This window comes from Halarchaeum acidiphilum MH1-52-1 (assembly GCF_000474235.1).
Lineage (GTDB): Archaea > Halobacteriota > Halobacteria > Halobacteriales > Halobacteriaceae > Halarchaeum > Halarchaeum acidiphilum.
Genome location: NZ_BATA01000076.1, coordinates 1 through 11,866 on the forward strand (window position 1 = coordinate 1; position 11,866 = coordinate 11,866).

Sequence of the window (11,866 nt, forward strand, 5' to 3'; positions counted from 1 at the left end):
CGAGCGAACGCGAGACGTGAACAGCGCGCCACTCGATTCGTCCGTCAGCGACTACGCGTCGTAGCCCGGGAGGTCGGTGACGACGCCCGCGATGCCGTCGAGCGCGCGCTCCAACTCCCCCACCCCCGCTTTCGCGACGCGCTCGGGATTCGCGAGGACGCGGACGCGTTCCTCGCCGAGGGGGACGAACCCGAGATCGAGCTTCGCGGCGCTCGCGCGGAGACCGAGACCGACGTCGGCGTCGCCGGCCCGCACGCGTCGCGCCGGCGACTCGTGGGCGCGCACCGTGCGCTCGTATCCCCGGATCCGCTCGCTTCCGCCATCGGTCTCGTCGAGCGCGGCGTCGAGGGTGGCGCGAAGGCCGCTCGCCGTCGTGCGATTCACGAACGTCAGGTCGGCGTCGAGGAGGTCGTCGAGTCCCTCGATCCCGTCGGGGTTGCCTTCGGGCACGACGAGACCCCACTCGCGGGTCCACGACGCCAGCGTCGTCGTCTCCTCGCTCGGCGCTCCCGGCCCGCTCGCGACGACGACGTCCGGTAGGCCGTCGCGGAGCCGTCGGAAGCCCGAGCGCGTTCCCTCCGCGAGGTATCTGGGGTTCCGCACGCCGTCGAGGGCGCGCGCGAACGCGGGGTCGTCCTCGCCGATGCAGAGCACCGACGGCGGGCGGACGTCCGGTGAGAACAACTCGACCGTCACGGACGCGCCCGCGGCGAAGTAGTCCGTGTCCGCGTCCATCTCGACGACGCCGTCGGCCTCGACGAGCGACGTCGTCGCGCCGCTCCCCTTATCGACGGGATAGACCACGAGGTCGCCGGTCTCGTCCGCCACGAGTCCGACCGGGACGAGTCGCGTCCGACCGCGGCCGTAGCGTTCGTCGGTGGCCATCCGGCCCTCGACGGTCGCGCGCTCCGGTTCGGGTTTCCCGGCGGCGTCGCGGATCGCGGGCGCGACGAACGTCCGGAAGATCGTGAGCGCCGAGACCGGATAGCCCGGAAGACCGACGTACGCGGCGTCCGCGAGGCGCCCGACGAGCATCGGCTTCCCGGGCTTGATGGCGACGCCGTGGAGGAGGAGTTCGCCGCGCTCCTCGACGACGCGGTAGACGATGTCGACCGCGGACGCGGAAGTCGATCCGGAGGTGAGCACGAGGTCGCACTCGTCGGCGGCCGCGCGGAGCTGGCGCTCCATCTCCTCGTAGTCGTCGCCCGCGTGGGGGTAGAGGACGGTCTCGCCGCCCGCCTCCTCGATCGCCGCGGCGATCGCGTACGAGTTCACGTCGTGGATCTGCCCCGCGCGGTGGTCGAGGTCGCCGCCGGGCCGAACGAGTTCGTCGCCGGTGGAGATGACGCCGACGGTCGGTATTCCCTTCACCGGCACCGCATCGACGCCGAGCGCGGAGAGCAGCCCGATCTCGCGCGGGGTGAGTTCGGTTCCGGGACCGAGCGCGCGCTCGCCCGCGGCGACGTCCGCGCCCGCGGCCATCACGCTGTCGCCGGGCGCGACCGCCGCCTCGAAGGCGATCGCGTCCCCTTCCTCGCGCTCCGCCGTCCGCTCGACCGGTACCACGGCGTCCGCACCGTCCGGCATGACGGCGCCGGTCGAGATCTCGACGCACTCGCCCTCGCTCACGTCGACGGCCGGCTCCTCGCCCGCGTGGACGACGCCGGTCAACGGGAGCACCACGGGATCGCGCTCGCTCGCGCCGAAGGTGTCGCGAGCGCGCACGGCGTAGCCGTCCATCGACGCCCGGTCGAATCCCGGGACGTCGATCGCGGCGTCCACGCGCTCGGCGAGCACGCGACCGCGACACTCCTCGAGCGGGACCGTCTCCGGCTCGGGCGCGACGTCGAGGGACGCGACGACGTCGTGGGCTTCCGCGGGCGAGGCGAGGTCGCGGAACTCCTTGCGATCCGTCACGGCGACACCTCCCACTGTTCGACAGTAACGGTCTCGCCGGCCGCGTACCCCTCCACGGACTCGGGGACGACCACCCAGCCGTCCGCGAGCGCGACGGTCGAGAGGATGCCCGATCCGTTCGTGTGAACGGGCGCCGCGATGCGTCCGTCCGCCGCTTCGTCGAGCGTCACCCGCGCGTACGTCCGGACGCCGGGTTCGCTGCGGAGTTTGCCCGAGAGTTCGGCCTCGACGTTCGGGAACGCCGGGACCGGCGTCCCGCCGGCGCGTTTCAGCGCCGGACGGAGGAACTGGACGGCGTTGACGATGCACGCGACGGGATATCCCGGGAGGCAGATGACGGGCGTGTCTTCGACGACGCCCGCGGCGACCGGGTGGCCGGGCTTGAGCGCGACGCCGTGGAAGACGAGGCGTCCGAGCGACTCGACGACGTCCGGCGTCAGGTCGCGCTCGCCGACGCTCGATCCGCCCGTCGTGACGACGACGTCCGCGTCGAGATCGCGCTCGATGGCCGCGCGGAGGGCGTCCGCGTCGTCCGTCACGACGTCGCGATAGCGCGCCCGCCCGCCCCACGACTCGACGAGTCGCGAGACGGTGAGACCGTTCGTCTCGATCATCTCGCCCGGTTCGGGGTCCGCCTGCACGAGCTCCTCGCCCGTCGGGATCACGGCGATCTCGGGGCGATCGTAGGCCGACACCTCGCGGACGCCGCTCTCCTTCAACAGCCCGAGGTCGGAGGGGCGCAGGCGGTGGCCGGCGTCGTGGAGTCGCTGGTCGGCCGCGACGTCCTCGTCGGCGGCGCCGACGTTCTCGCGCGCCGCGACGGCGTCCAGCACCTCGACGTCGTCGCCGTACTCCGACGTGTCCTCGATCATCACCACCGCGTCCGCGCCGTCGGGGAGTTCGCTCCCGGTGTGGACGCGGACCGCGGCGTCGGGACCCATCGTTTCGGCCGCGCGCAACACGGCGGGATCGCGCTCGCTCGCGCCGAAGGTGTCGCGGGCGCGCACGGCGTAGCCGTCCATCGCCGCGCGCTCGTAGCCGGGGGCGGCACGGGCCGCCTCGGTCGGTTCGGCGAGCGTCCGGCCGGCCGCGTCCGCGACGGCGACCGTCTCCGTCCGCTCGTGGGCCGCGACGACGTCGAGGAGCGACGCGCGGGCCTCGGCCACCCGGGCGCGCTCTCTGAACCCGGCGTGCCGGCGGTCGTGTGCTCCGGTCATGGCTAGCGGGAGGGGATCGACAGCCGAAAAACGCCCGGTCTCGGACGTGAGACCACCGCCTTTTTCGACCTCGCGTCCGAACGGCGGAGTATGACCCGGCTCCGCGAGGCGCTCCGGGGGCTTCCCGACGCCGTCTTCGTCGACCTCCTCGAGAGCGACGACGCATACCGGCTCGTCTTCGATCTGCCGGGCGTCCGCGCCGATGCTCTCACGCTGGACGTCCAGCCCTGCCGGTTGCACGTCGACGCGCGTCGCGCGAAGGACGTGCCGGATGCGTTCCGCTACGAGCGCGAGGAACGCGCGCTCTTCGTCGAGTTCGACGTTCCCCTCCCGCCGAACGCGACGGCCGACGGCGCCGCGGCGACCCTCGGTGACGGCGTACTCGACGTCACGATCCCGAAGGCCGGCGGCGACGCCGCCACCATCCCCGTCGAGGAGTAGCGTGGCGTCGCTGCGCGCCTACCGGCGGTTCGTCGTCGTCTGTTGGCGCTTCCTCCCGCTCATCTGGTCGTACGCGCGCGACCGGCGGCGCTTCCTCCTCGTCGGCGGGCGACGGAGCGTCTCGACGGAGCGTCAGACCCGGCGCGCAGAGCGTCTCGTCGACAACCTCCTGACGCTCGGGCCGACGTTCATCAAGCTGGGGCAGTTGCTGTCGACGCGCCCGGACGTGCTGCCGCCGGCGTACGTGGACGAACTCGCCCGGTTGCAGGACGAAGTGCCGCCGGCGGACTGGGCGGACGCCCGCGAGGTCTTGGAGGCGGAGGTCGGGCCGGTCGGGGAGGCGTTCGACGACTTCGACGCCGAGGCGATCAGCGGCGCGAGCCTCGGACAGGTCTACACCGCGACGCTCGACGGCGAGCGCGTCGCCGTCAAGGTCCGCCGCCCCGACATCGAGGCGCTGATCGAGGCCGACCTCCGCGTGATCCGGTGGTCGCTCCCGATACTCCTCACCTTCGTGGATGACGCGCGCGCGTTCAGCCTCCGGAACGTCGCAGAGGAGTTCTCGACGACGCTCCGCGAGGAGATGGACTACTCGCGCGAGGCCGAGATGCTCGCGGAGATCCGCGCGAACGTCGCGGACGACCCCGACGTCGCCATCCCCGCGGTCTACGACTCGCACTCGGGCGAGCGCGTGCTGACGATGCAGTACGTCCCGGGGACGAAGATCAGCGATACCGCCGAACTCGAACGGCTCGGGATCGATCGGCACGCGGTCGCGGAGACCCTCGAGCGCACCTACCTCCAGATGATCATCGCGGACGGCGTCTTCCACGCCGACCCGCATCCGGGGAACCTCGCCGTCCGCGACGACGGCACCGTCGTCTTCTACGACTTCGGCATGAGCGGGCGCGTCGACGAGGCGGTCCAAGATCACATCGTCGACTTCTACGTCGCGGTGGCGAATCAGGACATCGAGGCGATCCTCGACACGCTGATCGAGATGGGGACGCTGAGTCCGGAGGCCGACCGCGCGACGATGGCGGAGGTCATGGAGCTGGCGATCGCGGACGCGCGCGGCGAGGACGTCGAACAGTACCGCGTCCAGCAGATCGTCTCGAAGGTCGAGGACACGATGTACGAGTTCCCCCTCCGCCTGCCGCCGAACCTCGCGCTCGTCCTCCGCGTCGCCACCGTCGTCGAGGGCGTCTGTCTCACGCTCGACCCCGACTTCGACTTCGTCTCCGTCGCCACCGACTACCTCGGCGAACAGGGGTACTACGAGCGCGGCGCCCGCGAGTTCGTCGCGGAGACGGGCGATCGAGCGGTGAGTTCGGCGCGCTCCTCGCTGCGTCTCGCGCCGAAGCTCGAACGCGCCCTCGATCGCGTGGATCGCGACGACTTCTACGTCCGCGCGGCCGTCGAGGACTCCACGGGGGCGCTCGATCGGCTCGCGAAGCGCCTCGTCACCGGGGTGTTGTTCGGCGCGGGCGCCGTCTCGACCGGCCTGTTGTACATCCACGCGGCGGACACCGCGGCGCTCGCGGTCGGCGTCGGCACGATCGGAATCGGTCTCCTCTGCTGGCGCTCGTTCCGCCGGCGTCGTGGCGGGCGCGCGACGCCGGGTCTCGCCGCCGGCCGTGGTGAGCGCTGACGCGCCCGCTGGCGCGTTCCAAACCGTTTATACCCGGCAGGCGAGAATCCGAGTGCATGGCGAAAGAGCAGAAGGAAGTCCGCGACCTGCAGGAAGGAAACTACGTCATCGTCGAGGACGCCGCGTGTAAGATCGACGGCTACTCGACCGCGAAGCCGGGGAAGCACGGCAGCGCGAAGGCCCGCATCGAGGCCCGCGGCGTCTTCGACGGCAAGCGCCGCTCGCTCAGCCAGCCGGTCGACGCGAAGATCTGGGTCCCCATAATCGACCGCAAGCAGGGCCAGATCGTCTCGACGGAGTCCGATACCGTCGTGCAGGTGATGGACCTCGAAACGTACGAGACGGTGACGATGGAGATTCCGGGCGACGTCGAGGTCTCCCCCGACGACGAGATCGAGTACCTCGAGTGGGAGGGCAAGCGCAAGGTCCTCCAGTAATCGGATGTTCCCCGGCGCGACGGCGGACCCCTCTGCTTCACGTTACACGGTCGTCGGCGCGCCGCTCGACGTCTCCACGTCCTTCCGCCCCGGCGCGCGCTTCGGTCCCGAACGCGTCCGCCGGTTCGCGGGGACGTTCGAGGACTACGACCGCGCGACCGACCAGACCTTTTCCTCACTCGGCGTCGCCGACCACGGTGACGTGCACGCGTGGAACGACGCCGAGGAGTACATCAGCTACCTCGCGAGCGTCTGCCGCGAGATCGTCCGCGACGACGCGATCCCGCTGACGATCGGCGGCGAGCACACGGTGTCGGTGGCGTCGATCCGCGCGCTCACACCGGACGTCGTCGTCGTCTGCGACGCCCACCTCGACCTCCGCGACGAGTACGACGGCGATCCGTGGAGCCACTCGACGGTGACGCGCCACGCGCTCCGCGGCGCCGACGAGGCCGTGATCCTCGGGGCGCGCTCCGGGAGCGAGACCGAGTGGACGCGCGCGGACGCGGCGGACGTCACCGTCGTCGAACCCGAGGCCGTCGCCGACTGGACGCCGCCAGAGGGCTTCGAGGGACGAGACGTCTACCTCTCGGTGGACATCGATGCCGCGGATCCCGCGTACGCGCCCGGGACGGGGACGCCCGAGCCGTACGGGCTGTCCTCGCGCGAACTCCGCGACGTCGTGCGCGCCGTCGCACCGCACGCGTCGGGCTTCGACGTCGTGGAGGTGAACGACCGCGACGACGGGCAGGCGGCGACGCTCGCGGCGAAGCTCCTGCGGGACTTCGTGTTCGCGCACGCGGACGCGACCGCGGATGCCGCGACCGACGGCGCTCGGGACGAATAGGGCGAACAGGTGGTGCATCGCGTCCGTCGGGACCGCACCACCGTTTCGCGGTGGCCGCCGACGGGCCGTTCTCAGGTCACGCGACGGTGTGGCTCCGCCATCGCACGTGAACTCCCGCACCCTTCTTGAGGCGGGCGGCTCGTGTTCCACGCATGCACCTCTCCGACCTCGTCGCGCGCTACGACGAGCGACTGCGGACGGACGACTACGCGGACGTGGACGCCTCCGCGAACGGCCTACAGGTCGGGACGGACGAGAAGTCAGTCGAGCGCGTCGCGTTCGCCGTGGACGCGGTCCGCGAGACCGCGCTGGCGGCCGCCGACCGAGACGCCGACCTCCTCGTCACGCACCACGGGCTCTCGTGGGGCGGTATCGAGCGCGTCACCGAGCGCCAGTACGGCCGGATCGCTCCCCTGATCGAGAACGACGTCGCGCTCTACGTCTCGCACCTCCCGCTCGACGGCCACCCGGACCTCGGGAACGCCGCGGGGATCGCCGACCTCCTCGACCTCGCGGGCGTCGAGGGGTTCGGCCGCGTCGGCCCGGAGACCATCGGTGTGCGAGGCTCGGCGGACGGTCTCGCGCGCGACGACGTGCATCGGCTCCTCGAAGCCGAACTCGATCACGGCGGGACGGGCGTGCGCCGCCTCGATTTCGGGCCGGAGACGATCGAGGACGTCGCGGTCGTGACGGGCGCGGGCGCGGACTTCCTCGACGAGGCCGTCGCGGCGGGGGTCGACACGCTCGTCACAGGCGAACCGAAGGGGAAGACCTACCACGAGGCGAAGGAGGCCGGCCTGAACGTCTTCTGCGGGACGCACTACGGGACGGAGACGTTCGGGGTGCGCTCTCTCATGGCGCTCACCGCGGAGTGGGGTCCCGAGGTGACGTTCCTCGACGTGGCGACCGGACTCTGACGCCGACGAACCCGGATCATTCAAAGCGCTGACGCCCCGAGTACGTGCCATGAGCGATCACGACGACCACGGCCACGAGACGCCCGAACGCGAGGAGTTCCATCACGACCCGCTCGGCCACGCGGACGTCCACGCGGACATGACGGTCGGCGAACTCGTCGAGCAGTACGGGAACGCGGGCATCGGCGCGGCGGACGTCAGTCACGCCGTCGACGTCTACGCGGAGATGCTCGGAAACGACGACGTGACGAATTTCTTCGGTCTCGCGGGCGCGATGGTGCCGACGGGGATGCGCCAGATCGTCGCGGACCTCATCCGTGACGGCCACATCGACGCGCTCGTCACGACGGGCGCGAACCTCACGCACGATACCATCGAGGCCGTCGGCGGCAAACACCACCACGGCCACGCGGGTCCCGAGGACCACCGCCTGAGTGCGGACGACGAGCACGTCGACATGAGCGAGCGCGACTACGACGAGGCGCTGCGCGAGGAGCAAGTGGATCGGATCTACAACGTCTTCCTCCCGCAGGAGCACTTCGCGCTCTTCGAGAACCACCTCCGCGAGCACGTCTTCCCGGAGGTCGAGCGGACGGTGTCCATTCAGGAGTTCACCGAGGCGCTCGGGAAGGCGAACAGCGAACGCAACGCCGCGGCGGACGTCGAGGAGGACGCGGGGATCGCCGCCGCGGCCTACGAGAACGACGTGCCGGTCTACGTTCCCGCGATTCAGGACTCCGTGCTCGGCTTACAGGCGTGGATGTACTCCCAGACGAGCGATTTCACGCTCGACGCGCTCTCCGACATGACGCACCTCAACGACCTCGCGTACGAGGCCGATCGCGCGGGCGCGATGCTCGTCGGCGGCGGCGTCCCGAAGAACTACGTCCTCCAGACGATGCTCGTCGTCCCCGGCGCGTACGACTACGCCGTCCAGTTGACGATGGACTCGACGGACACCGGCGGCCTCTCGGGTGCGTCGCTCGACGAGGCGCGCTCGTGGGGCAAACTGACGCCGAGCGCGGAGAACGCGACGGTCGTCGGCGACGCGACGATCACGCTCCCGCTCGTCACCGCGGCGACGCGCGAGCGCATCGAGTGAGACCGAACCGTCGATCCCACCGTAATTGTGCCCGCTGTGGCCGGGTCAGGTAGTTCCTGCACGGGGAACTGACGGTGTGGTCGGCTATCCGCCGTCGCTGGCGAAAACGAAATATTCGTCCACCGGATAGCGCATAGTCAACGGCAGTCACGCAGCACTTATCCGTGGGGCGGACGTTCGTATATTTGTAATGGCACACGGTACGGTTGACTTCTTCAACGACACGGGCGGCTACGGATTCATCGAGACTGACGACGCGGACGAGGACGTGTTCTTCCACATGGAGGACGTCGGCGGCGAGGACCTCACGGAGGGGACGGAGATCGACTTCGAGATCGAGGACGCCCCCAAGGGCCCCCGCGCGACGAACGTCGTCCGCGCGTAAGCTCCGACACACCGTCGCCCCCGGGCGACGTCGAACACTGCTGTTTTTGCGGTGCACTTCTCGCCGAGCGACGGCCCTGTCGGTCGCGCTCGTCGACCTGACCCGCCGCTACTTACACGACCGTCGAACCCACAATTCGACGGACGTCGGGCGCTGACGCGGCGATAAAACATGAGTTAAGCGGGTGGAGCGAGACAACCGAGATAGCCTTACCCACACTCTAACCATGTCCGGAGAGTACGACTTAGTCATCGTCGGCGGCGGCATCAGCGGCGCATCGCTCCTCTACACGGTCGCGAAGTTCACCGACGTCGAGTCGGTAGCACTCGTAGAGAAGGAAGACGAGATCGCGGCGATCAACTCCCACCACACGAACAACTCTCAGACGCTCCACTTCGGCGATATCGAGACGAACTACACCCTCGAGAAGGCAGAGGAGGTCAAGGAGGGCGCGGAACTTCTCGCCGGCTATCTGGAGAACCACGACGCCGAGCGCGAGATGCACTCGAAGCGCTCGAAGATGGTGCTCGGCGTCGGCGACGAGGAGGTCGATTCGCTCGAATCACGCTACGACGAGGAGGGCTTCGGCGACCTCTACCCGAAGCTTCGTCCGATCGGCCGCGAGGAGATCTCGGAGGTCGAACCGAAGGTCGTCGAGGGCCGCGATCCGAGCGACGAACTGCTCGCGCTCCAGACGCCCGACGGCTACGTCGTCGACTACGGCGAGACCGCGAAGTCGTTCGTCGAGGCCGCCGAGGAGGAGGCGGGCGTCGACGTCTACACCGGCACGAAGGTCGAGGACGTCACCGAGACGACGCGCGGCTACACCCTCACGACCGACGAGGGACCCCTCGACTGCGATGTCGCGGTCGTCGCCGCGGGATCGCACAGCCTCCAGATCGCAAAGGAGATGGGCTACGGTGAGGACATGGTGCTCCTCCCCGTCGCGGGGAGTTTCTTCCTCGCGGAGGACGGCCCGCTGAACGGGAAGGTGTACACCCTCCAGATGAAGAAGCTCCCGTTCGCCGCGGTCCACGGCGACGCGGACGTTCACGACGACTCCATCACCCGCTTCGGGCCGACCGCGAAGGTCGTCCCCGAGCTCGAACGCGGCCGGCTGAGCACCGTCGAGGACTTCCTCGACGTCTTCGGACTCAACCTCCCCTCCTTCCTCAGCTACGCGAACATCCTCGCCGACCGCATCCTCCTCCCGTTCGTGATCCGCAACCTGATCTACGACCTCCCCGAGGTCGGTCGTCGGGCGTTCCTCCCGGACGTCCAGAAGGTCGTCCCGACGATGGAACTCGACGACATCCAGCGCGCGAAGGGCTACGGCGGTGTCCGCCCGCAGATCGTTGACACGTCGAAGCACAGCCTCGACATGGGGGAGGCGAAGATCGTCGGCGACGACATCGTCTTCAACATCACGCCGTCGCCGGGCGCCTCCACCTGCCTGAAGAACGCCATGCGCGACACGCACACCGTCATGGACTTCTTCGACGGCGCGTACGAGTTCGACGAGGAGGCCTTCCGCGCCGACACCATCGATCAGTTCCCGCGCGCCGACGAGCACGCCGAGGAGGGTGTCGCGGCGACGCCCAGTGACGAGAGCGAAGAGTAACGCCCGCGTCGCCTCCGCACGCTAGTCGAGCAGTTCGTCCGCGAGCGTCGGCACGAACGTCCCGACGTCCGTGACGAGACCGACCGCCTGCGCGCTTCCGCGATCGAGCAGTTGCGTGACGGTCGCGGGATTGATGTCCACGCAGACGACGCGTGTCGACGACGGCAGGCAGTTCCCGACCGCCACCGAGTGCAACAGGGTCGAGAGCATCACAACCATGTCCGCCTCGTGCGCTTGGCGCCGGATCTCGTTTTGCGCCTCGACCGTATCCGTGATCGTGTCCGGGAGCGGGCCGTCGTCGCGGATCGACCCAGCGAGCACGACGTCGACGTCGTTCGCCACGCACTCGTACATCACGCCCTCCGTGACGATCCCGTCATCGACGGCCTCGGCGATGCCGCCCGCGCGGACGATCTCGCTGATCGCGTAGATGTGGTGTTTGTGGCCCTTCCGTGGGTGTTCGAGCGTCTCGATGTTCATGCCGAGGCTCGTCCCGTATAGCCCGCGCTCGACGTCGTGCGTCGCGAAGCCGTTGCCCGCGGAGAGCGCGTCCACGTACCCCTCGCGGACGAGTCGGGCGAGCGCGTCGCCCGCGCCCGAGTGGATGACGGCGGGACCGGCGACGACGAGGACGTTCCCGCCGTCGGCCTTGACCTCCGCGAGCGCCTCCGCGACCGTCCGGATGCGCGATACGGAGGGGCGTTCCGCGGAGACGCCGCCGCGCATGAAGCCGAACGGTCCCGACGCGTCGCGGGGGCGATCCGGCGGGCGCACGCGGATGCCGGCCTCGCCCGTCACCACGAGGTCGTCCGCCTCGATGCCGTTCAACACCTGCGTGCGCGCCGTCGTCTCTCCCTCCTCGCCGACGCCCTCGACGACGACCGCACAGTCCATTTCGATGTCCGCGACCTCGACCCACTCGCCCTCGACGCGCACCGCAGTCGGGTGGTTCGTCGTCGAGTAGAAGCCCGCCGGAACCACGCGATCCGCGGGCGCGGGCGTCAGCGTCGCGTCCTCCGGATCAGCCGGGTTCACGCCCGACTGGTGGAGTTCGTGGACGATGGACTGCAACGCCGCGTCGTCCGGCGCGAGTACGCGCAAGCGCGCGTACGACTCCTCGTCCTTGTGGTGACCGACGTCGAACGCCTCGACGTCGAAGTCGCCCCCGAGGTCCATGATCACCTCGAAGCACCGCTGCATCGTCCCCGAGTCGATGATGTGCCCCTCCAGTTCGACAGTCCGCGAAACGGTCATACGCGGTCGTCGTCGCCGGACGCAATCAGAGTTGCGTCGCGGCGGTGCGGTGGCGTTTTAGCTGTAATTGAGGGCGC

At 69.7% G+C, this 11,866-nt stretch carries 11 protein-coding genes; 8 read left to right on the forward strand and 3 right to left on the reverse strand.

Going from position 1 to position 11,866, the window contains the following annotated elements:
• Nucleotides 1–51 precede the first annotated feature (51 nt).
• On the reverse strand, nt 52–1,917 hold the full coding sequence (locus AOZ13_RS11520; RefSeq protein WP_049934100.1) for a molybdopterin biosynthesis protein: 1,866 nt from the start codon (nt 1,915–1,917) through the stop codon (nt 52–54).
• Nucleotides 1,914–3,134 (reverse strand): molybdopterin molybdotransferase MoeA, encoded by a 1,221-nt coding sequence (locus AOZ13_RS11525; protein ID WP_049934101.1) that lies wholly within the window; start codon nt 3,132–3,134, stop codon nt 1,914–1,916. Before AOZ13_RS11525 ends, AOZ13_RS11520 begins: the two co-directional genes overlap by 4 nt.
• A 90-nt stretch (nt 3,135–3,224) precedes the next feature.
• Between AOZ13_RS11525 and AOZ13_RS11530 the strand changes: the two genes are divergently transcribed.
• From AOZ13_RS11530 to AOZ13_RS11565, 8 genes are all read left to right on the forward strand, one after another.
• Nucleotides 3,225–3,575 (forward strand): Hsp20/alpha crystallin family protein, encoded by a 351-nt coding sequence (locus tag AOZ13_RS11530; RefSeq protein WP_021780653.1) that lies wholly within the window; start codon nt 3,225–3,227, stop codon nt 3,573–3,575.
• Nucleotide 3,576: 1 nt separating this feature from the next.
• The gene (locus AOZ13_RS11535; protein ID WP_021780654.1) at nt 3,577–5,226 is read left to right on the forward strand and encodes an ABC1 kinase family protein; all 1,650 of its coding nucleotides are present in this window, start codon (nt 3,577–3,579) and stop codon (nt 5,224–5,226) included.
• A gap of 56 nt (nt 5,227–5,282) precedes the next feature.
• A complete protein-coding gene (locus tag AOZ13_RS11540; protein WP_021780655.1) occupies nt 5,283–5,663 on the forward strand; it encodes a translation initiation factor IF-5A in 381 nt (126 codons plus the stop codon).
• A 4-nt stretch (nt 5,664–5,667) separates the two neighbouring features.
• A complete protein-coding gene (gene speB, locus AOZ13_RS11545; RefSeq protein WP_021780656.1) occupies nt 5,668–6,510 on the forward strand; it encodes an agmatinase in 843 nt (280 codons plus the stop codon).
• A 152-nt stretch (nt 6,511–6,662) separates the two neighbouring features.
• The gene (locus AOZ13_RS11550; RefSeq protein WP_020221962.1) at nt 6,663–7,427 is read left to right on the forward strand and encodes a Nif3-like dinuclear metal center hexameric protein; all 765 of its coding nucleotides are present in this window, start codon (nt 6,663–6,665) and stop codon (nt 7,425–7,427) included.
• A gap of 49 nt (nt 7,428–7,476) precedes the next feature.
• The gene (locus AOZ13_RS11555) at nt 7,477–8,529 is read left to right on the forward strand and encodes a deoxyhypusine synthase (protein WP_020221961.1); all 1,053 of its coding nucleotides are present in this window, start codon (nt 7,477–7,479) and stop codon (nt 8,527–8,529) included.
• A gap of 190 nt (nt 8,530–8,719) precedes the next feature.
• On the forward strand, nt 8,720–8,914 hold the full coding sequence (locus AOZ13_RS11560; RefSeq protein ID WP_021780657.1) for a cold-shock protein: 195 nt from the start codon (nt 8,720–8,722) through the stop codon (nt 8,912–8,914).
• A 226-nt stretch (nt 8,915–9,140) separates the two neighbouring features.
• Nucleotides 9,141–10,535: an FAD-dependent oxidoreductase gene (locus AOZ13_RS11565; RefSeq protein WP_020221959.1), complete on the forward strand. Its 1,395-nt coding sequence runs from the start codon at nt 9,141–9,143 to the stop codon at nt 10,533–10,535.
• 21 nt (nt 10,536–10,556) lie between these two features.
• Here the strand turns inward: AOZ13_RS11565 and AOZ13_RS11570 are convergent, their stop codons facing one another.
• On the reverse strand, nt 10,557–11,789 hold the full coding sequence (locus AOZ13_RS11570; RefSeq protein WP_020221958.1) for an ornithine cyclodeaminase: 1,233 nt from the start codon (nt 11,787–11,789) through the stop codon (nt 10,557–10,559).
• Nucleotides 11,790–11,866 lie beyond the last annotated feature (77 nt).

Excerpts from the sequence above, each read along its gene's own strand:
- AOZ13_RS11525 (WP_049934101.1), bottom strand. The coding sequence starts at position 3,134 with ATGACCGGAGCACACGACCGCCGGCACGCCGGGTTCAGAGAGCGCGCC.
- AOZ13_RS11530 (WP_021780653.1), top strand. The coding sequence starts at position 3,225 with ATGACCCGGCTCCGCGAGGCGCTCCGGGGGCTTCCCGACGCCGTCTTC.
- AOZ13_RS11540 (WP_021780655.1), top strand. The coding sequence starts at position 5,283 with ATGGCGAAAGAGCAGAAGGAAGTCCGCGACCTGCAGGAAGGAAACTAC.
- speB (WP_021780656.1), top strand. The coding sequence starts at position 5,668 with ATGTTCCCCGGCGCGACGGCGGACCCCTCTGCTTCACGTTACACGGTC.
- AOZ13_RS11550 (WP_020221962.1), top strand. The coding sequence starts at position 6,663 with ATGCACCTCTCCGACCTCGTCGCGCGCTACGACGAGCGACTGCGGACG.
- AOZ13_RS11555 (WP_020221961.1), top strand. The coding sequence starts at position 7,477 with ATGAGCGATCACGACGACCACGGCCACGAGACGCCCGAACGCGAGGAG.
- AOZ13_RS11560 (WP_021780657.1), top strand. The coding sequence starts at position 8,720 with ATGGCACACGGTACGGTTGACTTCTTCAACGACACGGGCGGCTACGGA.
- AOZ13_RS11565 (WP_020221959.1), top strand. The coding sequence starts at position 9,141 with ATGTCCGGAGAGTACGACTTAGTCATCGTCGGCGGCGGCATCAGCGGC.
- AOZ13_RS11570 (WP_020221958.1), bottom strand. The coding sequence starts at position 11,789 with ATGACCGTTTCGCGGACTGTCGAACTGGAGGGGCACATCATCGACTCG.